This is a genomic window from Kitasatospora sp. NRRL B-11411 (assembly GCF_000721345.1).
In the GTDB taxonomy this organism is placed as follows: domain Bacteria; phylum Actinomycetota; class Actinomycetes; order Streptomycetales; family Streptomycetaceae; genus Kitasatospora; species Kitasatospora cineracea.
In genome coordinates this window covers 1-21,512 of the sequence record NZ_JOGH01000053.1, presented here as the reverse complement: position 1 = coordinate 21,512, position 21,512 = coordinate 1, and the positions used below count along the sequence as shown (strand labels likewise).

Sequence of the window (21,512 nt, the reverse complement as noted above, 5' to 3'; positions counted from 1 at the left end):
GTAGGTGCGGCGGCCGTGGGGACCAGGTGGGAGCCTGCGCGCCTGGGGTGAGCGCGTCACCTAGATTGGACTGGACCATTCGCCCGGGTCAAGGATTTCGGCCCACGAACCGTCAGGAACCTTTCCGATCGGTCCTTTTGCGGGAGCGGGTTCGGAGCGGGGGTGGCGCCGTTGTGCGCCCCTGGCTCGTAGTTGCACATGACTTGCAATTACGAGCGGATAAAAGGAAAGATGGCCCAGCTCACCGCCCCCGCGGCACCCTGTTCGGAAGGAAGTCCCATGGCAGCGCCCAGCCGTCTGCGCGACCGGCTCACCCGGGAGGAGTGGCTCCGGCTCGCCGGGATGGGCGGGTTCGTCCTGCTCCTGCACGTGGTGGGCTGGGTCACCCTGCTCGCGGTGATCGCCCCGAGGCACTACGACGTGGGCGGCCAGGTGTTCGGCGCCGGGATGGGCCTCACCGCGTACACCCTGGGCATGCGGCACGCCTTCGACGCCGACCACATCGCGGCGATCGACAACACCACCCGCAAGCTGATGGGCCAGGGCAAGCGCCCGCTCTCGGTGGGCTTCTGGTTCTCGCTCGGCCACTCGTCGATCGTCTTCGGGCTGTGCGCGCTGCTGGCGTTCGGGATCCGCTCGCTGGCCGGGCAGGTCGAGTCGGACGACTCGACGCTGCACCAGGCCACCGGCCTGATCGGGGTCAGCGTCTCCGGCACCTTCCTGGTGCTGATCGGCCTGATCAACCTGGGCGCGTTCAACGGCATCCTCAAGGTGTTCCGCAAGATGCGCCGGGGCGAGTTCGACGAGGCCGAGCTGGAGCGCCAGTTGGACAAGCGCGGCTTCCTGAACCGGATCCTCGGCCGGGTCACCCGGGCGGTCACCAAGCCCTGGCACATGTACCCGGTGGGCCTGCTGTTCGGCCTCGGATTCGACACCGCCACCGAGGTCTCGCTGCTGGTGCTGGCGGGCGGCGCGGCCGCGTTCGCGCTGCCCTGGTACGCGCTGCTGGTGCTGCCGATCCTGTTCGCGGCCGGCATGAGCCTGCTGGACACCATCGACGGCTCGTTCATGAACTTCGCCTACGAGTGGGCGTTCTCCAAGCCGGTCCGGAAGATCTACTACAACCTGACGGTGACCGGCCTGTCGGTGGTGGTGGCGCTGGTGATCGGCGTGATCGAACTGGTCGGGCTGCTCGCGGAGAAGCTGGACATCACCGGCGGACCGATCGGCTGGATCGGCTCGCTGGACCTCAACCTGGTCGGCTACGTGATCGTCGGCCTGTTCGTGGTCACCTGGGCCGGGGCGCTGGCGTTCTGGAAGTTCGGCCGGGTCGAGCAGAAGTGGGGCGCGGGGCTGCGCGAGCAGTCGTAGCGCGGCGGGCGGGCCGACGGCCGTCGGTCGTCGGCAGCGGTTCGCGGTTCGCGGTTCGCGGTTCGCGGTTCGCAGGGGAGGGGTGCCCGTTCGGGTGCCCCTTCCGGCGTTCCCGGGGCGGGAGGTTCGCGCAGGTGGGGAGCTGTTCACGTCCACACCCTTGTCGCGTCAACTTCTACGCGCGTATCTTCTGGAACCGGATCTACGCGAGTAGCCCGACAGGGCCCGTCCGGACGCCCGGACCGGCCCTGGCCGACAGCCTTCTGACGAACCCTCACCACCCGGAGCGCCCCGGCGGCGCCCCGGGCTTCGGTCCTGCCGTGAAGGAGCCCCGCAACGGTGCCCAGCCCCACTCCCGTCCGCCGTTCCCGCCGCACCCTGCTGCGCGTCACCGCGACGGCCGCGGTCGCCGCGTCCGTGCTGGCCGTCCCGCTGCCGGGCGCGTCCGCCGCGCCGTCCACCGGCGCGGTGATCGCCGAGGTGTACGGCGGCGGCGGCAACTCCGGTGCGACGCTGAAGAACGACTTCATCGAGCTGGGCAACCCGTCCGGCGCGGCCTTCGGCCTGGCCGGCTACAGCGTGCAGTACCTGCCCGGCAGCCCGAGCGCCTCCAGCCAGTGGGGCGTCACCCCGCTGACCGGCTCGGTCGCCCCCGGCGGCCGCTACCTGGTCGCCGAGGCCGCGGGCACCGGCGGCACCGCCGCCCTGCCCGCCGCCGACGCCAGCGGCAACCTGGCGCTGTCGGCCACCAGCGGCACCGTCGCCCTGGTCAACGGCACCGACGCGCTGACCTGCAAGACCGCCGCCGACTGCGCCGCCGACCCGCGGATCGTCGACCTGGTCGGCTTCGGCACCGCCGTGGTCCGCGAGGGCAGCGGCCCGGCCGCGGGCGCGTCCAACACCGCCTCGGTGGCGCGCGGCGCCGCGCTCGCCGACACCGACGACAACGCCAAGGACCTCACGGCCGGCGACCCGACGCCCACCAACACCAAGGGCGAGACCACCGGCGGCGGCACCACCCCCGGCGGCGGCGACGGCGGCACCACCCCGCCGGTGCCCGGCGCGCTGCGGATCCACGACATCCAGGGCACCACCCGGACCTCGCCGAAGAACGGACAGACCGTCACCAACGTGCCGGGCGTCGTCACCGGCGTGCGCGGGTACGGCACCAAGGGCTTCTGGATCCAGGACCCGAACCCGGACAACGACCCGGCCACCAGCGAGGGCGTGTTCGTCTACACCTCCGCCGCCCCGACCGTGAAGGTCGGCGACTCGGTGCTGGTCACCGCCAAGGTCAGCGAGTACTACCCGAACAGCTCCGGCGGCTCGCAGTCGATCACCGAACTGACCGGCGCGAAGACCACCGTGCTCTCCTCCGGCAACCCGGTGCCCGCGCCGGTCGTGCTGGACGGCGCGAACATCCCGGCCGCCTACGCCCCCGACGCGGCCGGCGGCTCGATAGACGGCCTGCCGCTGGACCCGTCGAAGTACGCCCTCGACCTCTACGAGTCGCTGGAGGGCATGAACGTCCAGGTCGCCGACGTGCCGGTGGTGCAGGCCACCGACAAGTACAACGAGCTGTGGGTGGACGCCCGTCCGGCCGACCCGCGGACCGACCGCGGCGGCGTGGTCTACCTCGGCTACGACAAGCCGAACAGCGGCCGGATCATGGTCCAGTCGCTGCCGCCGCTGACCGAGGTGCCGTTCCCGGTCGCCAACGTCGGCGACCAGCTGACCGGCGCCACCGCCGGCCCGCTCGACTACAACCAGTTCGGCGGCTACACCATCGCCGCCAACACCCTGGGCACCGTCCGGGACAACGGCCTGCAGCGCGAGGTCGCCGACCGGGCGCTGCCCAGCGAACTCTCCATCGCCACCTACAACGTGGAGAACCTCGACCCGAGCGACGGTCCGGCCAAGTTCGCCGAGCTCGCCCAGGCCGTCGTCACCAATCTGCGCTCGCCCGACATCATCGCCCTGGAGGAGATCCAGGACGACAACGGCGCCGTCAACGACGGCACCGTGGACGCCTCGCTCACCGTCAAGACCTTCACCGACGCGATCAAGGCGGCCGGCGGCCCGTCCTACGACTGGCGCTCCATCGACCCGGTGGACGGCAAGGACGGCGGCGAGCCCGGCGGCAACATCCGCCAGGTGTTCCTGTTCAACCCCGACCGGGTCTCCTTCACCGACATCCCCGGCGGCACCTCCACCACCGCCGTGGACGTCACCGGCACCGGCAAGCGCACCGCGCTGACCGCCTCGCCCGGCCGGATCGCCCCGAACGACGAAGCCTGGAACTCCAGCCGCAAGCCGCTGGTCGGCCAGTTCAGCTTCCACAACAAGCCGGTCTTCGTGATCGCCAACCACTTCAACAGCAAGGGCGGCGACCAGGGCATCGACAGCCGCTTCCAGGCCCCGACCCGCTCCTCCGAGGTGCAGCGCGTCAAGCAGGCCACCCTGGAGCAGGCGTTCGTCGCCAAGCTGGAGGCCGCCGACCCGGACGCCCGGATCGTCTCGCTCGGCGACTTCAACGACTACCAGTTCTCGCCCGCGCTGCAGACCCTCACCAAGGACGGCGTGCTGCGCGACCTGGTGAACGACCTGCCCGAGGCGGAGCGCTACTCGTACGTCTACCAGGGCAACTCGCAGGTCCTCGACCACATCCTGGTCAGCGACGCGTTCAAGCGGCAGCACGTCCGCTACGACGTGGTGCACATCAACAGCGAGTTCGCCGCCCAGGCGTCCGACCACGACCCGCAGGTGGTCCGGGTCAAGCCCTGACGGCCCGCCGCTCCCGGCAGCCCCCGCCCGGCCGGGCGGGGGCTGCCGCCTCTTTGCCGCGCCCCGGAAGTTACCGGCGGGTTGACCGCGGGGCGCGCAGGCCGGAGGATCATGGCACCCCCGAGCCAGGTCTGGAAGGACGGCCCCGCATGGCCCACGACGCCGACGTCATCGTGATCGGAGCGGGCCTCGCCGGCCTGGCCGCCACCGCCGAACTCGCCGACGCCGGACGGAAGGTGCTGCTGCTCGACCAGGAGCCCGCTGGCTCGCTCGGCGGACAGGCGCACTGGTCGTTCGGCGGCCTGTTCCTGGTCGACTCGCCCGAGCAGCGCCGGATGCGGATCAAGGACTCCCGCGACCTCGCCTGGCAGGACTGGCTCGGCACCGCCGGGTTCGACCGCGAGGAGGACGCCTGGGCGCGCCGCTGGGCCGAGGCGTACGTCGACTTCGCGGCCGGCGAGAAGCGCGCCTGGCTGCACGCCCAGGGCGTCCGGCTGTTCCCGGTGGTCGGCTGGGCCGAGCGCGGCGGACTGCTCGCCTCCGGCCCCGGCAACTCCGTGCCGCGCTTCCACATCACCTGGGGCACCGGCCCCGGCCTCGTCGAACCCTTCGCCCGCCGGGTCCGCGAGGCCGTCAGGGCCGGACTGGTCGAACTGCGCCCCCGGCACCGGGTCACCGGCCTCGCCGCCAGCGCCGGGACGCTCGACACCGTCACCGGCGAGGTGCTCGCCCCGTCCGCCGTGCAGCGCGGCGAGGCCAGCTCCCGCGAGGTCACCGGGCACTTCGAACTGCGCGCCCAGGCCGTGGTCGTGGCCTCCGGCGGCATCGGCGGCAACCACGACAAGGTCCGCGCCGCCTGGCCCGAGCGGCTCGGCACCCCGCCCGCCAAGCTGCTCTCCGGCGTCCCCGCGCACGTCGACGGCCTGATGCTGGACGTCGCAGGCGAGGCCGGCGGCCACCTGGTCAACGGCGACCGGATGTGGCACTACACCGAGGGCATCGAGAACTGGAACCCGATCTGGGCCAGGCACGGCATCCGGATCCTGCCCGGCCCGTCCTCGCTCTGGCTCGACGCCACCGGCAAGCGGCTGCCCGTCCCGCTGTTCCCCGGCTTCGACACCCTCGGCACCCTCGAACACATCATGCGCACCGGCCACCAGCACACCTGGTTCGTGCTCACCCAGAAGATCATCGAGAAGGAGTTCGCCCTCTCCGGCTCCGAACAGAACCCCGACCTCACCGGCCGCTCGATCCGCCAGGTGCTCGGCCGCGCCCTGCCCGGCGCCACCGGCCCGGTCGAGGCGTTCAAGCAGCACGGGCCCGACTTCGTGGTCGCCGACACGCTGGAGGAACTCGTCCGCGGCATGAACGAGCGGCAGGGCGACGCGCCCGCCATCGACGGCGCCGACCTGCGCCGCGAGATCGAGGCCCGCGACCGCGAGATCGCCAACCCGTTCAGCAAGGACCTCCAGGTCACCGCCATCCACGGCGCCCGCCGCTACCTCGGCGACAAGCTGATCCGCACCGCGAGCCCGCACCGGCTGCTCGACCCCAAGGCCGGCCCGCTGATCGCCGTCCGGCTCAACATCCTCACCCGCAAGTCCCTCGGCGGCCTGCAGACCGACCTCGACTCCCGCGTCCTGCGCGCCGACGGCACCGTCCTGGACGGCCTCTACGCGGCCGGCGAGGCGGCCGGCTTCGGCGGCGGCGGCGTCCACGGCTACCGCTCCCTGGAGGGCACCTTCCTCGGCGGCTGCCTCTTCTCCGGCCGGGCGGCCGGCCGGGCCGCGGCCGCCGCCACCGCGTAGCCGGGCCGCCCGGCCGGGCTCGTCACCGCCCGGTGGTGCCGTCGAGCTGCTCGCGCAGGATGTCGGCGTGGCCCGCGTGCCGGGCCGTCTCACCGGTCATGTGCGCCAGCACCCAGCGCAGCGAACGGGGTTCGCCGCGCACCACCGGGGCCGCGGTCGGAGCGTCCGGGCCGCCGGCGGCGCGGATGGCGGCGTCGCTGTCCGCGCAGGCCCGCCGGTAGTCGGCCAGCACCCGCTCGGCCGGGACGTCCGCCGGGACGGCCATGCCGAAGTCGACGTCCTCGTACTCGGCCAGGCCCGCCAGGTGGTAGCCGAACCAGTACCGCTCGGACGCCGTCAGGTGCTGCACCAGCCCCAGCAGGTTCGTCCCGGTCGGCACCAGGACGCGGCGCAGCTGCTCCTCCGCCAGCCCCTCGGTCTTCTTCACCACGCACTCCCGGGCGAAGGCCAGGAAGGCGAGTGCGATGTCGAGTTCACCGCCGTCGGCGAGGGGCACGGGGCGGCGCTGCGTTTCGAAGGTCGTCATGCCCACGAACCTAACCGTCCCGGCCCCCGGGGCGCACCGGGTTTCGGCGGTCGACGGCGGATGAGCGGCGCGGCCTGGTGTCGGGTGCGTCGGGTACAACGGGTGCGGCGCGCGAGGCGCCGGAGCGGACGGAGGGGCGCGGTGGGCGGGATCGGGCGGGCGGTCGAGGTGTTGGACGTGCACTTGGCGGTGGAGGCCGCCGAGGGGTTCGGGCTGGTGGGGGCGGTCGCGCCGATCGGCGGGGCCGGGCGGGAGCGGGAGGGCGCGCGCTGGGTCGGTGACGACTACGGGACGAACCTGTGGGTGGAGGACGGGTCCGGCGCGGTGGTCTCGGCGATGCCGGGAGTGGTGGAGCGCCGGTTCGTCAACTCGGGGTTCGACCGGTTCACCGCGTGCCTGGACCTGTTCGGCCGCTGGGTCGCGGTGATGGAGGCCGGAGGCGAGCCGGAGCCGCCGGACGAGGACGAGGTGGACGCGCTGGCCCGGGGGCTGGCGTCGGTGGACGGGGCCGCCTTGGAGGGCCCGGACCACTGGTGGAGCCTGGTGATCGAGCAGATCCGGGACGGGCTGATCTGACGGGACGCCGGGGGGCACGCTCCGGTGGCTGCGGAGCGGGTTCCCCGCCGCGAAGGCCACCCGGGGCTTCGACCACGGCGCGACGGCGCGGGGGCGGGCCGGGTGGCGGGTGCCCTTACCGTCCCATTCGGGGCGCGGGCAGGGCTCCGCACCGGAAGGACAGTCCGCGGAGCAGCGCGGGGGTCAGCCGGACGCCGGTGAGTACCTCCGCGAGGGCGAACGCCGCGCTCGCCGTGCGGGGGGTGGCGGCGGGTGTCGGGCTGTCGAGGTCGAAGCCCATGTGTCGCAGTGCGGCGGTGATCTCCTGCGGGCTGCGGCCCAGCCGGTTCCCTGAAGCGGCCGGATCCAGCAGCACGAGGGGAGCGGAGTCCACGTAGGCGAGGAACGTGTCGACGTCGCCCTCGCTGCGGTGGTGCGCCACCCACTCGGTTCCGGACGAACCCGGCTCCGCGGCTTCTTCGAGGACGCCCAGAGACCCGTCGGGCTCGACCATCAGCGCCCACGACCCGAGGTCGGCGATGCCGGCGAACCGCAGGCCGTCCGGGCCGGTGCGCCGGGCGGTCGCCGCCTGCTCGACCAGGGCGTCGACTCCGACCGCGTCCGTTCCGGCGCTGCCGCCGAGGCGCCGGAACAGTTCCTCCGGGGACAGGTCCTTCACCAGAGTGAGGCAGTAGGAGACGGCCAGCGCAGGGAAGTCCCGGTGGAACCACAGGTAGTCGGACGAAGTCGGGTGCATGGCAGTGAGGATGCCGCATCCGGCCCGACCCGTCGAACCGCGCGGCCCGGGTGATCGTCGAGAATGGGGGCGTGAGCGGAGGAGTCGCGGTGGCGGAGTTGGACGGGCGGCCGGTGTCGGCGGGGCAGTTGCAGGTGTTGGCGCTGACGAACTACGGGCACTTCACCACGATGGTGGTGGAGGACGGGCGGGTGCGGGGGCTGGGGTTGCACCTGGAGCGGCTGGAGCGGGACTGCGCGGCGCTGTTCGGGGTGGTGCCGGACCGGGAGCGGGTGCGGGAGTTCGCCCGGCGGGCGGTGCCGGGGGCGGGGGTGGTGGCGGTGCGGGTGACGCTGTTCGATCCGGCGATCGACCTGGGGAGCATCGGGGGGAAGGCGGAGCCGAGGGTGCTGGTGACGGCGCGTCCGGTGGGCAGCGGGGTGCCGGGGCCGATCCGGGTGCGGACGGTGCGGTTCGAGCGGGAGCTGCCGGAGGTGAAGAGCGTGGCGCTGTTCGGGGCGCTGCGGCAGCGGCGGTTGGCGCAGCAGGCGGGGTTCGACGACGCGCTGTTCGTGGACCGGGACGGCGGGGTGACCGAGGGCGGGACGTGGAACGTCGGGTTCCTGCGCGGGGACGGGGTGGTGTGGCCGCGCGGGGCGTACCTGGCGGGGACGGCGATGGCGCTGCTGCGCGGGGTGTGCGGGGGAGCGGAGGAGCGGGTGGGGCCGGAACTGGCGGGGGTGGAGGCGGTGTTCGCCACCAACGCGGCGGTCGGGGTGCGGCCGGTGGCGGCGGTGGACGGGCGGGTGTTCGACACGGCGGGGGTGGCGCGGCTGCGGGAGGCGTACCTGGCGGTGCCGGGGGAGCGGTTGTAGCGGGACGGGACGGAGGGCAGGAGGAAGGTGCGTTAGGGCAGGTGGGGCCGGTCGCGGGGGCGGTTTTACCATCCCATGGTCTGATCATGTGCTGAGCCAGACCGACACGATGACGGTCGTTCACCGACCATCCGGGCGGCGGCCACCGGCCGCTGACAGTCTCCCGCGCATGGATATCCCCAACATGGGCGTGCCCGCCCAGCTCGCCGCCCGCATGAGCATGGCGGAGCAGCACGAGTACCTGCGCAGCAAGCTGTCCCGCCGCACCCTGCTGCGCTCCAGCGCGGTCACGGTCGGCGCGCTGGCCGTCGGCGGGGCGATGGGTTCCGGCACGGCGTTCGCCGACCAGCCCGTGAAGTCCGCCACCGACGGGGTGACCGGTTCGCTGGTCGCGCCGATCGGCCGCCACCTGCAGTTCGGCGCCGACGCCGGCACCCAGATGCGGGTGTCCTGGCAGGTGCCGGCCGCGGTGAAGAAGCCGTTCCTGCGCTTCGGCCGCCACCCCTGGGACCTGAGCGGCAAGATCGAGGCCGAGGTGCGCGCGCTGCACACCCCGGCGCTGGTCGACGGCGCCACCCCGGTCGACCAGTACTACCTGCACGTGTCGCTGGACCACCTGCAGCCGGGCACCACCTACTACTACGGCGTCGGCCACGAGGGCTTCGACCCGGCCTCGCAGCAGGCCGTCTCGACCCTGAAGACCTTCACCACCGCGCCGTCCCGGCACGGCCGGCACAACCGCCCGTTCGAGCCGTTCACCTTCACCGCCTTCGGCGACCAGGGCGTCTCGACCCACGCGGCCGGCAACGACAACGTGATCCTGGCGCAGGACCCGGTGTTCCACCTGCACGCCGGCGACATCTGCTACGCCGACCCGATGGGCCAGGGCCTGGACAGCGACAAGTCCGCGTTCAACGCGCTGACCTGGGACGCCTTCCTGGCGCAGACCGAGCCGGTCTCCGCCGAGATCCCGTGGATGGTCTCCTACGGCAACCACGACATGGAGGCCTGGTACTCGCACAACGGGTACGGCGGCGACGACTCCCGCTTCACCCTGCCGGGCAACGGCCCGGACCCGCGCAAGGCCCCCGGCGTCTACTCCTTCACCTACGGCAACGTCGGCGTGATCTCGCTGGACGCCAACGACGTCTCGTACGAGATCCCGGTCAACTTCGGCCTCACCAACGGTCGGCAGACCCAGTGGCTGGAGCGCACCCTGCGCGAGCTGCGGGCCGACGAGTCGATCGACTTCGTGGTGGTCTTCTTCCACCACTGCGCCTTCTCCACCACCCACCAGCACGCGTCCGAGGGCGGTGTCCGGGAGGCCTGGGTGCCGCTGTTCGAGAAGTACCGGGTGGACCTGGTCGTCAACGGCCACAACCACGTGTACGAGCGCACCGACGCGATCCTCGGCAACAAGGTCAGCAAGGCGGTGCCGAGCGGCGCGACGGTCGACCCGGTCAAGGACGGCGTGGTCTACGTGACCGCGGGCGCGGCCGGCCGCAGCCTGTACTACTTCGACGCCCCCGACACCTACGAGGGCCACGAGAACCACCAGGACGAGGTGGTCACCTTCCACTTCGAGAAGGGCGCCGTGAAGGTCCCCGAGACCGTCCAGTGGTCGCGGGTCCGCTACACCGGCTACTCCTTCATCAAGGTGGACGTCACCCCGGCGCACCGCGGCGCGAACACCACCATGAAGGTGACCGCGCTGGCCGAGAACGGCACCCAGATCGACCACTACTCGATCGTCCGCCGCGCGGGCCGCAGCGAGCACGGCCACTGACGCCGGGTCGGCGCCCGCCCCGGACCAGGTGCTGTCAGGTCCGGGGCGGGCGCCGTCGAGGGCGGGCACCGTCCAGAGTGGGCGCCGTCTAGGGTGGGGCGGTGAGCACCGCCCGTTCGATCCTGCTGTTCGCGCTGGCCGCCGTCCTGGAGATCGGCGGCTGCTGGCTGGTCTGGCAGTCCGTCCGCGAGTCCCGCCCGTGGTGGCTGGCCGGGCTCGGCGTGGTCGCGCTGGGCCTGTACGGCTTCACCGCGGCCCTCCAGCCGGACGCGAACTTCGGCCGGGTGCTGGCCGCGTACGGCGGCGTGTTCGTGGCCGGGTCGCTGCTGTGGGGCGTCCTCCTGGACGGGTTCCGCCCCACCCGCTGGGACGTGCTCGGCGCGCTGGTCTGCCTGGCCGGCGTCGGCGTGATCATGTACGGGCCGCGCCGGTAGGGAGCCTCAGGAGGCGATCCAGCGCCAGCCGTTCTTGTCCACGCAGACGATGGTCCGGCCGGAGGCGTCGGTGCCCGAGACGCCGTGGTCGGAGGCCCGGCAGTACTGGCCCGCCTTGTAGCAGTTGCCCGCGTTGGACAGCGGGTGGCAGCCCGCCGCCTGCTGGGTGTGCGTCGGCTCGGCGGGCGGCTTGCTGGTGGTGCGCGCCGCGGTGGGTGTGGTGGCGGCGGGCTTGGTGGTGGCGGTCTTCGGCGCCTGGGTGGTCGCCGCGGCGGTCGGCTCCGGCGTCGCTTCGGGCGTCTGCGCGGGCTCCGGTGTCAGCGTCGGAGTCGGGGTCGGCGTGGGGGAGGGGCTCGGCGCGGGGGCGCTGCTGCTGTGCGACGGTGCGACGGACGCGGGCGCGACCTGGTCGGTCGGCTCGCAGGCGGTGGCGAACAGCGCGGCGGCCAGCAGCGCGCCGGCCGCCGAGGCCCGGCGCAGGCGGAGGGAGAGGGACAAGGGGACTCATCTCGGAGGGACGGCTCGGGACGGGACGCCATCCTTCCGAGTGTGTGCGACCGGTGGACTTCGAGTGATGGCTTCGTTACCGATCGGCAATCGGAACGCCGCGCAGCACCCCCTCGCCACGGGCCCGGAGGTGCCGCCCCTGGTCCGCCCGCCCTCCCGCGACCGGCCCCAGCGCCTCCGGAGTCCCCAGTGGCGCAAGCGACTTGACGGCCCGTGCCCGGACCGGCCCGGCACCCCGGGGAGCCGGCCGTCGAGGGGGAGTCCGCGGCGCCGGCCTCCCAGGTGGGAAAGCCCGGTGCGGGTTCGAACGGAAGTGCTACATTCGCCGGGCTTCAGATGGGGAGGATCATGCGGGACTACGTGGCGGGGGTCGGCCGGACGATCGCGGTGCGCGCGGTGGTGGGGGTGTTCGTCCTGGCGGGCGGGCTGTTCTGGCACTCGGTGCAGGACTCGGGCGGACGGGCGGACGGGGCGCGGGCCGAGGACGGCGGGCCCGCCGTGTGCCGCCCGATCCAGGAGGGCGAGCCGGCCGGCTACCCGGCGATGTGCGCCGCGCTGAACCGCCCCGGCCTGGCGGAGCTGGTCGGCGCTCCGGGCGAGCGCGTGGTGTCCGCCGGGGTCGGCTCCTACTCGCCGTGGGAGACCGGGGCGGCGCAGGTGCAGGTCGGCAAGGTGAAGGCCGCGGTGTCCGAGAGCCGCACCGTCCCGTACGACCTGCTGCTGGACAGTGCCCGGGTGAGCGCCCGCGAGGTGGCGCCGGTGGCCGGGCGGCCCGCGGTCGCCTACGCGGAGCAGCTGCACTGGATGACCATCAACCTCGGGACCGGCGGCTCGGGTCCGGGCTCGGGCTCGGGTTCCGGCCGGGCCGCCGCGCCCCAGGGCGACCCCGGCACGGCGTACCACCTGGTGGTCGCCCGGAACGCGGACGGCAGCGGCGGCTCCCTCGAAGTCTCCCTGTGGCGGGAGGACGGCGGTTTCGCGGACAGCAACCTGCTGCCCGCGCTGGCCGAGAAGCTGATGGCCGACCTGGACGGCTGGAACGCGCCCCCGCTCCCGGCCGAGCCGGGACAGCCGACCCGCCCGCCCCGGCCGTCCCCGTCCCCGTTCCGGCCGTTCGGCGGGCGCTGAGGCCGCCGAGCCGGCGCGCGAGGCGGGACACGTGCTGGGTTCGACCGGTTCCGAGGGGAAGACCGTGACAGGGCAACGAGTGACGCGGCAGATCAGGTGGGAGAAGGTCCAGTTGGCGTGGGCGGTGCTCGGTCTGTGCAGTCTGCTGGCCGTGGGCGTGTGGGGCGCTGATCACGAGAGCCCGACGTTCGGCGGGCGGGGGAGCGACTCGCCCGCCGCCGAGCCGGGTGAGTCGCCCCGGCCGACCCCGCCCTGGGCCTCGTTCCAGCCGTTCTCGGGTGACCGCTGAGCCGTCCGGGCCTCGCGCTACTGGCGGTAGGTGGCCAGGAAGCGGCCGATCCGGTTGATCGCGGTCTCCAGTTCGTCGGCGCGCGGGAGGGTGACGAAGCGGAAGTGGTCGGGGCGGGGCCAGTTGAAGCCGGTGCCCTGGACGATGTGGATCTTCTCGCGGAGCAGCAGGTCGAGGACGAAGCGCTCGTCGTCGACGATCCGGTGCACGGCGGGGTCGAGCTTGGCGAAGGCGTACAGGGCGCCCTTGGGCTTGACGCAGGAGACGCCGGGGATCTCGTTCAGGGCGCGCCAGGTGACGTCGCGCTGTTCGGTGAGCCGGCCGTTGGGCAGCACCAGGTCGTTGATGGACTGCCGGCCGCCGAGCGCGGCCTGCACGGCGTACTGGGCGGGCACGTTGGGGCACAGCCGCATCGCGGCCAGCATGGTGAGGCCCTCCAGGTAGTCCTTGGCGTGCTCCTTGGGGCCGGAGACCACCAGCCAGCCGCTGCGGAAGCCGGCCACCCGGTACGCCTTGGACAGACCGTTGAAGGTGAGGGTGACCACGTCGTCGGCGAGGGCGGCCAGGCAGTGGTGCTCGGCGCCGTCGTAGAGGATCTTGTCGTAGATCTCGTCGGCGAAGACCAGCAGGTGGTGGCGGCGGGCCAGGTCGAGGATGCCCTCCAGCAGTTCCTTCGGGTAGACCGCGCCGGTCGGGTTGTTCGGGTTGATCACCACGATGGCCTTGGTGCGGTGGGTGATCTTGGCGGCGATGTCGTCCAGGTCCGGGTACCAGTCGGACTCCTCGTCGCACAGGTAGTGCACCGCCTTGCCGCCGGCGAACCGGACCACGGCCGTCCACAGCGGGAAGTCCGGCGCCGGGACGAGCACCTCGTCGCCGTCGTCCACCAGCGCCTGGACGGCCATCTGGATCAGCTCGGAGGCGCCGTTGCCCAGGTAGACGTCGTCCACGCCGACGCCCGGGACGCCGCGCTGCTGGTAGTACTGCACGACGGCGCGGCGGGCGGGGAGGATGCCGCGGGCGTCGGAGTAGCCGTGCGCGTTGGGCAGGTTGCGGATGATGTCCTGGAGGATCTCCTCCGGGGCCTCGAAGCCGAACGGGGCCGGGTTGCCGGTGTTCAGGCGCAGCACGCTGTGGCCGGCCTCCTCCAGCGCGTTGGCGGTGTCGACGACCGGGCCCCGGATCTCGTAGCACACGTCCTTCAGCTTGCTGGACTGGCGAAACTCCATCAGCGGCCTCCCGACCCGTCACCGAGCCCCTGCGGCCGGCTTGCTTCGTTCTACCAAGTGAGCACTTGGAAAGTCCAACCTATTGGCTATGCTGACGGCATGCCACGCCGAAGCTACGACCAGTACTGCGCCGTCGCCCGCGCCCTGGACGCGGTCGGGGAGCGCTGGAGCCTCCTGATCGTCCGTGAACTCCTCGGCGGACCGCGCCGCTACACCGACCTGCACGCCGACCTGCCCGGCGTCTCCACCGACATCCTCGCCACCCGGCTCAAGCAGCTGGAGGGCGAGGGCCTGGTCGAGCGCCGCCGCCTGGAGCGCCCCGCCAACGCCACCGTCTACGAACTCACCCCCCGCGGCGCCGACCTGCGCCCCGTCGTCGAGGCGCTCGCCCGCTGGGGCGGCCCCGACCTGGGCGAACCGCGGCCCACCGACGCCGTCCGCGCGCACTGGTACACCGCCGCCGACTCCTGAACCCCGTCCCGACGCCAACTCCTGAGCCCGCCTTGAGGCTTGACGAACCCTTTGCCGGGTAACCTGACGTCATCCGGGCCTTCCCGGGCTCGGAGACGGACGGGGGTCCCACCATGCCGCGCCTGCTCGCACTCGCCGCCTCGGCCGCCCGCGCGGTCACCCGCCCGTTCCGGTCCGAGCGCCGGGCGTACGACCACGCCGAGGCCCACCGCGCCGAGGCCGACCGCGCCGCGGCGGTCTCCCGCCACCACCGCTCCGCCAACCACAGCTGGACGGGCGGCGGCCCGGCCCAGTAGGCGGCCTCGTTCGGAACTCCCGTTCGCCGGTGCGGCGCGGCAGCTGCGGCGGCAGGTCACCCGTCTTCGACCGCGGGGCCCACCGGTGCGTCGTCCCGGGACGGTACGTGCCGGCACACCCCGCCGACACGTGTCGGGAGAGACCGTGCCCGCGGTTGACAGCCCCGGGTCGTAGGCTCGTTGCGACCGCTTGGAGACCGCGAGCACTTGCCGAAGGTGGACCGCATGGCCAAAGTCCGCGTGCACAACTTCCACATCTCCCTGGACGGCTACAGCGCAGGCGAGACGATCACTCTCGACGCGCCGATCGGGGGCGCCGAGAGGCTGTTCGGGTACTTCGACGGGCGGTTCATCCACGGGGTGGACGCCGTGGACGCGCCGATCACCCTCGATCACGCACTCACGAGCACCTGGGGCCAGGGGATCGGGGCCGAGATCATGGGCCGGGGCAAGTTCGGTCCGCAGACCGGCGAGTGGACCGACGACGACTGGCGGGGCTGGTGGGGCGACGAGCCCCCCTTCCGCACGCCCGTGGTGGTGCTCACCCATCACCGGCGCGACCCGGTCTCCTTCGACAACGGCACGAGCTTCCACTTCCTCGACGCCACGCCCGAAGAAGCCCTCGCACGCGCCCGGGAGCTCGCCGGCGGCCTGGACGTCCGCATCGGCGGCGGCCCCTCCACGGTCCGGCAGTTCCTGGCGGCCGACCTCGTCGACTTCATGCACCTGGTCACCGTGCCCGTCACCCTGGGCGCCGGGGTGTCGATGTGGGACGGGCTCGCCGAGGTCCAGGACCGCTTCACCGTCGAGTCGGCGACCTCGGCGAGCGGCCTCACCCACCACTTCTGGAACCGGACCAGGGACTAGGCCCGCTGACGGGCCCTCGGCGCAGCACCACCATCCCGCCCGTACCCGGCCCCGTGCCCGGCCCCGGCCCCGGCCCCGTACCCGGCCCCGGGCGCGTCCGGGCGCCGACGGCGGGTGCTGTCGGCGGGCGCTGTCGGCGGGGCGTGCTTGGCTGGGCGCCATGACCGCCTCCCCGGGTATCTGGATCACCGCCGTCCCGCCGTTCGGAGCGGAGGACGTCGGCGTGCTGCTCTCCGTCGACACCGCCTCCGCCGACCCCGGCGAACGGGCCGTCAACGGGCTGCTCGGCTACGGCCACGAGGGCGAGGAGGGCGTCTGCTACCTCCTCCCGGACGACCTCGCCGCCCGCTACGCCCGCACCGGCGACCGCCTCGCCGTCACCCTGGTCACCGCCCGCGCCGTCCTCACCCGCTGCTTCGCCGAACAGCCGGCCCTGCTGGCCGAGTTCCCCGGCGACGACGAGTGGGTCCCGCTGCTGCGCCGCGAGCTCGCCACCGACTTCGCCCCCGCCGAGCAGGACGGCGAACTCCAGGCCGTCCTGCTCATCGACCACACCGGCCCGGCCGCCTCGCTGGACGCCCTGCTGGCCGGCTTCGAAGCGGGCGACTGCGGCATCGCGGTACTCAACGCCCGGTAGCGCCAAGGGAGTCGGCCCCGCCGCGCTCCCCGGCCAGCCGCCGGAGGGCGGGCCCGTACTCGGGGTGCGCCAGGGCGTGGGCGAACTGCGCGATCAGGTACGCCCCGGGGTTGCCGGTGTCGTACCAGCGGCCCTCGATGACCTGGCCGTACACGGCGCGCCGGGCGGCGTACGCGTTGAGCGCGTCGGTCAGGTACAGCTCGCCGACCGGGTCCTCCTGGTGGCGGCGGTACTGCTCGCGCAGCTCGTCCACCACGCCGGGCGTCAGCACGTATCCGCCGATCGCGGCGTACTGCGAGGGCGCGTCGGCGGGCTCCGGCTTCTCCACCAGGCCGGTGATCCGCAGCGACCCGTCGCCGAGGTCCTCCTTCACCACGGGCACGCCGTACCGCCGGGAGTCCTCCGGGCCCATCGGCATCAGCGCCAGCACCGGGGCGTTGGTCCGCTCGTACGCGGCGACCAGCTGCCGGGCGCGCGGCACCGCCGCGACGAACACGTCGTCGGGCCACAGCACCAGGAACGGCTCGTCGCCGAAGTTCCGGGCGGCGTTCAGCACCGGGGTGCCGTTGCCGTACGGGCCGTGCTGGTACAGGTAGGTGAGGTGGCCGCGGCGGGACAGCTCGCCGACCTCCTCCACCGCGTCGGCGTAGCCGGACTTCCCGGCGGCGCGCAGCTGGGCGACCAGCGTCGGATTGGGCCGGAAGTGCTCCTGGATCAGCGACTTGTCGCCGGAGACGACGACCGTGATGTCGGTGATCCCGGAGTCGATCAGCTCGCGGACGGTGTGCTCGATCACCGGCCGGTCGCCGACCGGCAGCATCTCCTTCGGGGTGGCCTTGGTGAGCGGGAGGAGCCGGGAACCGAGCCCGGCAGCGGGGATCACGGCCCGGCGGATGGTGGCGCGCATGCGGGTCCCTTCCAGTGCAACCGACGGCAACTCTTTCCTCACGCATGGTAGTTGGCGGCCCGCCCGGCACGCCGCCCGCACGGCGCGGTGGGTTCCGGGCGCGGACGGGACGGATCCGGCCGCGGCCGTCGGCTGAAACGTTGCACGAACGCTGCGGGTGGCGTCCGGGGGCGGGGCGGACGACCTTGGCGGGGTGACGGTCGAGACGTGCGGCGGTGAGCTGGTGGCCCGGGTGGCCCGGGGGGAACCGGGGGCCTTCGAGGTGCTGTACCGGCAGCTGCTGGGCCCGGTGGGGGCGGTGGTGCGGCGGGTGCTGCGGGACCGGGCGCAGAGCGAGGAGGTCGTCCAGGAGGTGTTCCTGGAGCTGTGGCGCACCGCCGGGCGCTACCGCCCCGAGCGCGGCAGCGTGCACGCCTGGGCGCTGACCGCCGCCCACCACCGCGCCGTCGACCGGGTCCGCGCCGCCCGGGCCGGCGCCGAGCGGGAGCGGGCGGCCGCCCTGCGCGAGTACCGCCCGGCGTACGACAGCGTCGCCGCCGAGGCCGAACGCCGGATCGAGGACCGGGCCGTCCGCACCGCCCTGGCCGCCCTCGCCCCCGCCCAGCGCGAGGCCCTCGCCCTCGCCTACTGGGGCGGCTGCACCCAGACGCGGATCGCCGCGCTGCTGGGTGCGCCGCTGGGGACGGTGAAGAGCCGGGTCCGGGACGGGCTGCGGCGGCTGCGCACCGAGCTCGGCTGACGTGGCGTCAGTCCGCCGCGCGGGCCGGCCACCAGACCCGACCGCCCAGGTCGTGCACCAGGGCCGGGACGAGCAGCGAGCGGACCAGCAGGGTGTCGAGCAGGACGCCGAAGGCCACGATGAAGGCGATCTGGGCGAGGAAGGCCAGCGGGATGACGCCCAGCGCCGCGAAGGTCGCGGCGAGGACCGCGCCCGCGGAGGTGATGACGCCGCCGGTCGCGGTGAGGCCGCGCAGCACGCCCGCCCGGGTGCCGAGGGCGGCGGTCTCCTCGCGGACCCGGGTCATCAGGAAGATGTTGTAGTCCACGCCCAGCGCGACCAGGAACACGAACCCGTACAGCGGGACGGACGGGTCGGTCGCCGAGAAGCCGAACACGTGCGGGAAGACCAGCGCCGAGACGCCCAGCGTGGCCAGGTAGGAGAGCGCGACCGTCGCCGCCAGCAGCAGCGGCGCCAGCACCGAGCGCAGCAGCAGCATCAGCACCGCCAGGATGCACAGCAGCACCACCGGCATGATCAGCGTCCGGTCGTCCCGGGCGGTGGCCCGGGTGTCGGCCTGCTGCGCCGAGTAGCCGCCGACCAGGGCGTCGGCCCCGTCCACGGCGTGCACGGCGGTGCGCAGCCGGCCGACGGCGGCGAGGGCGGCGTCGCTGTCGGCGGGGTCGGCGAGCGTCGCGTCGAGCCGGACCCGGCCGTCGGCGACCACCGGTGGGGCGGTGGGCGCGCCGCCGGTGTACGGGCGGACCGCGGCGACGCCGGGCACCCGCGCGGCGGCGGCCGCCACGGCGTCCGCGTGCGCGGCGTCGGCGACGATCACCGCCGGGTTGCCGGAGCCGCCCGGGAAGTGCGCGGAGAGCAGGCGCTGGGCGGCGACCGAGGGCTGGGCGGTGGTGAACAGCTCGGACTGCGGCACGCCCCGGGCGTCCAGCAGCGGGGAGCAGGCCGCGAGCGCCGCCAGCACCGCGACCGAGCCCACCCACAGCGCGCGCGGACGGCGGCCCACCAGGTCGGCGACCCGCTGCCAGAGCCGGTTCGAGCCGCCGCCGGTGCCGGGCCGGGCCGGCCAGAACGCGGCCCGGCCGCACAGCGCGAGCGCCGCCGGGAGGAAGGTCAGCGCGGACAGCACCGCGCAGGCGATGCCGATCGCGCCGACCGGGCCGAGCGCCCGGTTGTTCGTCAGGTCGGAGAGCAGCAGCACCAGCAGGCCCAGGCCCACGGTGAGGCCCGAGGCGGCGACCGGCTCCACCGAGCGGCGCAGCGCGGTGCGGGCGGCGGCGAACCGGTCCTGCCCGGCGGCGAGCTCCTCGCGGAACCGGGCGGACAGCAGCAGCCCGTAGTCGGTGGCCGCGCCGATCACCAGGATCGACAGCAGCCCCTGCACCTGCCCGTCCACCCGGACCACGCCGTGCTGCGCCAGCGCGTACACGATCGCGCAGGCCGCGGCGAGGGCGAACACCGCGCCGAGGATCACCAGCAGCGGCAGCAGCACCGCCCGGTACACCAGCAGCAGGATCAGCAGCACCACGCCGAGCGCCACCCCGAGCAGCAGGCCGTCGATGCCGGCGAACGCCCCCGACAGGTCGGCCAGCACCGCCGCGGGCCCGGCCACCCCGGCGGTGGCGCCCGGGACCTTCCCGGCCTCGTCGCGGATGGCCGCGACCGCCTCCTTGGTGTCCGGCCCGAGGTCGGCGCGCAGCTGCACGACCGCCTCCAGCGCCCGCCCGTCCTCGGACGGCAGCAGCGGCGAGACCTGCCCGGTGCCGCCGGGCACCTGCGCGGCCGCGGCCAGCGCCTGGCCCGCCCCGGCCCGCAGCGCGTCGTCCACCTGCCCGGACTCCGCCTCCCAGACCAGCACCACCGGCAGCGTCGATTCGGTGCGGAAGTCCTTCTCCAGCCGGGCGACCCGGGTCGACTCGGCGCTGCGCGGCAGGAACGCGGCCCCGTCGTTGGTCGACACCTCGCCCAGCCGCCCGGCGAACGGCCCGAGCGCGCCGCCGAGCACCAGCCAGACCAGCAGGAGGACGAGCGGGAGCAGGAACCGCAGGCGGCGGGCCGCGGGCGGGCGCGGTGCGGGGGAGGGCGGTGCGGGAGTCGACATGGCCGCGAGAATATCTCAATGATTGAGAGATCTGCGCTACGGGGCCCCGCCCCCGGGCAGGGCCTAGGCTGACGGGATGTCAGAACTGCCGCCCGAGGCGGGCGCCAGCACCGGGGCGGTCGCCCGGCGGCTCGGGGTCTCGCCGACCACCGTCCGCTCCTGGGAGCGCCGCTACGGGATCGGCCCGGCCGAGCGCCCGGCCGGCCGGCACCGGCGCTGGACCGCCCGCGACGTGGCCGTGCTGGAGGCGATGTGCCGCCTCACCGCGCACGGGGTGCCACCCGCCGAGGCCGCCCGGCTGGCCCCCGCGCAGGTCGAACAGGCCGAACAGGCCGAGCAGGCCGAACGGGGCGAGCGGGCGGTGCCGGTCGAACGGGCGGCGCCGCCGGGCGCGGTGCCTCCCGAGGTGCGCGGGCTGGCCCGGGCCGCGCGGCGGCTGGACGGACCCGAGGTGGCCCGGCTGCTGCGGGACGGGATCGAACGGTTCGGCGCCGTCACCGCCTGGACGGACCTGATGGCGCCCGCGCTGCGCGCCGCCGGACGCCGCTGGGCCCGCGACGGCGGCGAGCAGGACGTCGAGGTTGAGCACCTGCTGTCCTGGCACGTCTCCAGCGCGCTGCGCCGGGTCGCGGTGCCCCCGGCGGGCGCGGCCGGGCCGCCGGTGCTGCTGGCCGCGATGCCCGGCGAGCAGCACACCCTGCCGGTGGAGGCGGTGGCCGCGGCGCTCGCCGAACGCGGCCTGCCGTTCCGGGTCTTCGGCGCCGCACTGCCCGCGGCGGCCCTCGCCGCCGCCGTCCGCCGCACCGGCCCCGCCGCCGTCCTGCTCTGGTCGCAGACCCGCGCCACCGCCGACCCCGTCCCCGCCCGTGCCGTCGCCACCACCCCCTGGGGCCCCCGCGGCGCCCGCCTCCGCCCCACCGTCCTCGCCGCCGGCCCCGGCTGGCACCGCACCACCCGCCCGCCCGGCACCCTGGCCCCCCGCGACCTCCCGGACACCCTCACCCTGCTGGCCCGGGCCCTGGACGCGGACGGGCCGGACGGCCGGTGAGCGCGGAGGCCGTCCTCCCGGCCGAGCACGCTCCAGGCCGGGCGCGCTCCCGCCCCCGACGCGTTCCCCGCCCGGGGCCTCCGGGCTTCCGAGCCTCCGGGCCTCAGGGCCGCAGAGGCCCCGTCCCGTGAGGCGTCCCTCGCCCGTCCCGTCCCGTCCCTCGCCCGTCCCTGGCCCGGCCTGGCTGAGTGCGCTCCCGGCCCCGACGTGTTCCCGGCTCCCGCCCCCGACGTGTTCCCGGCTCCCGGCCCCGACGTGTTCCCGGCTCCCGCCCCCGACGTGTTCCCGGCTCCCGGCCCCGACGCGTCCCTCGCCCGGCCCCGACGTGTTCCCGGCTCCCGCCCCCGACGCGTCCCTCGCCCGGCCCCGACGTGTTCCCGGCTCCCGCCCCCGACGCGTCCCTCGCCCGGCCCCGACGTGT

Annotated in this window: 19 protein-coding genes and 1 pseudogene; 14 read left to right on the top strand and 6 right to left on the bottom strand. The window is 74.3% G+C overall.

The features are described from left to right. The first annotated feature begins 279 nt into the window (after positions 1-279). From IH44_RS0122660 to IH44_RS0122650, 3 genes are all read left to right on the top strand, one after another. Entirely contained in the window at positions 280-1,371 is a 1,092-nt protein-coding gene (locus IH44_RS0122660) for a HoxN/HupN/NixA family nickel/cobalt transporter (RefSeq protein WP_030461519.1), read from the top strand. Between the two features lie 339 nt (positions 1,372-1,710). Then, positions 1,711-4,155, top strand: a complete 2,445-nt coding sequence (locus tag IH44_RS0122655; protein WP_107066599.1) for an endonuclease/exonuclease/phosphatase family protein — start codon at positions 1,711-1,713, stop codon at positions 4,153-4,155. Between the two features lie 149 nt (positions 4,156-4,304). Continuing rightward, positions 4,305-5,963 (top strand): FAD-binding dehydrogenase, encoded by a 1,659-nt coding sequence (locus IH44_RS0122650; RefSeq protein ID WP_030461517.1) that lies wholly within the window; start codon positions 4,305-4,307, stop codon positions 5,961-5,963. A gap of 22 nt (positions 5,964-5,985) precedes the next feature. Here the strand turns inward: IH44_RS0122650 and IH44_RS0122645 are convergent, their stop codons facing one another. Then, positions 5,986-6,489 (bottom strand): DinB family protein, encoded by a 504-nt coding sequence (locus tag IH44_RS0122645; RefSeq protein ID WP_030461516.1) that lies wholly within the window; start codon positions 6,487-6,489, stop codon positions 5,986-5,988. 141 nt (positions 6,490-6,630) lie between these two features. Between IH44_RS0122645 and IH44_RS0122640 the strand changes: the two genes are divergently transcribed. Then, complete coding sequence (locus IH44_RS0122640) at positions 6,631-7,065, top strand: SUKH-4 family immunity protein (RefSeq protein ID WP_030461515.1); 435 nt, start codon at positions 6,631-6,633, stop codon at positions 7,063-7,065. A 115-nt stretch (positions 7,066-7,180) separates the two neighbouring features. Here IH44_RS0122640 and IH44_RS0122635 read toward each other — a convergent pair whose 3' ends face one another. Next, positions 7,181-7,801 (bottom strand): DUF6461 domain-containing protein, encoded by a 621-nt coding sequence (locus IH44_RS0122635; RefSeq protein WP_030461514.1) that lies wholly within the window; start codon positions 7,799-7,801, stop codon positions 7,181-7,183. An 89-nt stretch (positions 7,802-7,890) separates the two neighbouring features. Between IH44_RS0122635 and IH44_RS0122630 the strand changes: the two genes are divergently transcribed. The 3 genes from IH44_RS0122630 to IH44_RS0122620 all read left to right on the top strand — a co-directional run bounded on the left by IH44_RS0122630 (position 7,891) and on the right by IH44_RS0122620 (position 10,875). Then, the gene (locus IH44_RS0122630) at positions 7,891-8,655 is read left to right on the top strand and encodes an aminotransferase class IV (protein ID WP_030461513.1); all 765 of its coding nucleotides are present in this window, start codon (positions 7,891-7,893) and stop codon (positions 8,653-8,655) included. 169 nt (positions 8,656-8,824) lie between these two features. Next, positions 8,825-10,441, top strand: a complete 1,617-nt coding sequence (locus IH44_RS0122625) for a metallophosphoesterase family protein (RefSeq protein WP_035956087.1) — start codon at positions 8,825-8,827, stop codon at positions 10,439-10,441. A gap of 101 nt (positions 10,442-10,542) precedes the next feature. After that, the gene (locus tag IH44_RS0122620; RefSeq protein WP_030461511.1) at positions 10,543-10,875 is read left to right on the top strand and encodes a YnfA family protein; all 333 of its coding nucleotides are present in this window, start codon (positions 10,543-10,545) and stop codon (positions 10,873-10,875) included. Positions 10,876-10,881: 6 nt separating this feature from the next. On the opposite strand, the gene IH44_RS0122615 is transcribed toward IH44_RS0122620, so the two are convergent. Beyond that, positions 10,882-11,373, bottom strand: coding sequence for a hypothetical protein (locus IH44_RS0122615; RefSeq protein ID WP_051817192.1), 492 nt, complete (start codon positions 11,371-11,373; stop codon positions 10,882-10,884). A 345-nt stretch (positions 11,374-11,718) separates the two neighbouring features. Between IH44_RS0122615 and IH44_RS0122610 the strand changes: the two genes are divergently transcribed. After that, on the top strand, positions 11,719-12,510 hold the full coding sequence (locus IH44_RS0122610) for a DUF6215 domain-containing protein (RefSeq protein ID WP_157852429.1): 792 nt from the start codon (positions 11,719-11,721) through the stop codon (positions 12,508-12,510). 306 nt (positions 12,511-12,816) lie between these two features. On the opposite strand, the gene IH44_RS0122600 is transcribed toward IH44_RS0122610, so the two are convergent. Further along, the gene (locus tag IH44_RS0122600; RefSeq protein WP_030461507.1) at positions 12,817-14,028 is read right to left on the bottom strand and encodes a pyridoxal phosphate-dependent aminotransferase; all 1,212 of its coding nucleotides are present in this window, start codon (positions 14,026-14,028) and stop codon (positions 12,817-12,819) included. Positions 14,029-14,127: 99 nt separating this feature from the next. Here IH44_RS0122600 and IH44_RS0122595 point away from each other — a divergent pair. The 4 genes and pseudogenes from IH44_RS0122595 to IH44_RS0122580 all read left to right on the top strand — a co-directional run. Next, positions 14,128-14,481, top strand: a pseudogene (locus IH44_RS0122595) (winged helix-turn-helix transcriptional regulator); the annotation flags it as partial. Between the two features lie 131 nt (positions 14,482-14,612). Continuing rightward, positions 14,613-14,795 carry a hypothetical protein gene (locus IH44_RS0122590; protein ID WP_030461505.1) on the top strand — a complete coding sequence of 61 codons (183 nt, stop codon included), beginning with the start codon at positions 14,613-14,615 and terminating at the stop codon, positions 14,793-14,795. 225 nt (positions 14,796-15,020) lie between these two features. After that, complete coding sequence (locus tag IH44_RS0122585; RefSeq protein WP_030461504.1) at positions 15,021-15,662, top strand: dihydrofolate reductase family protein; 642 nt, start codon at positions 15,021-15,023, stop codon at positions 15,660-15,662. A gap of 160 nt (positions 15,663-15,822) precedes the next feature. Then, a complete protein-coding gene (locus IH44_RS0122580; protein WP_051817191.1) occupies positions 15,823-16,299 on the top strand; it encodes a hypothetical protein in 477 nt (158 codons plus the stop codon). Here the strand turns inward: IH44_RS0122580 and IH44_RS0122575 are convergent. Continuing rightward, positions 16,286-17,206 (bottom strand): UTP--glucose-1-phosphate uridylyltransferase, encoded by a 921-nt coding sequence (locus tag IH44_RS0122575; protein WP_030461502.1) that lies wholly within the window; start codon positions 17,204-17,206, stop codon positions 16,286-16,288. The genes IH44_RS0122580 and IH44_RS0122575 overlap by 14 nt on opposite strands. Before the next feature lie 193 nt (positions 17,207-17,399). Here IH44_RS0122575 and IH44_RS0122570 point away from each other — a divergent pair, with 193 nt between their 5' ends. Further along, a complete protein-coding gene (locus IH44_RS0122570; protein WP_030461501.1) occupies positions 17,400-17,945 on the top strand; it encodes a sigma-70 family RNA polymerase sigma factor in 546 nt (181 codons plus the stop codon). A gap of 7 nt (positions 17,946-17,952) precedes the next feature. On the opposite strand, the gene IH44_RS0122565 is transcribed toward IH44_RS0122570, so the two are convergent. Continuing rightward, positions 17,953-20,043 (bottom strand): MMPL family transporter, encoded by a 2,091-nt coding sequence (locus IH44_RS0122565; protein WP_030461500.1) that lies wholly within the window; start codon positions 20,041-20,043, stop codon positions 17,953-17,955. 76 nt (positions 20,044-20,119) lie between these two features. Between IH44_RS0122565 and IH44_RS0122560 the strand changes: the two genes are divergently transcribed. Continuing rightward, complete coding sequence (locus tag IH44_RS0122560; protein ID WP_030461499.1) at positions 20,120-21,091, top strand: MerR family transcriptional regulator; 972 nt, start codon at positions 20,120-20,122, stop codon at positions 21,089-21,091. Positions 21,092-21,512: the final 421 nt, after the last annotated feature.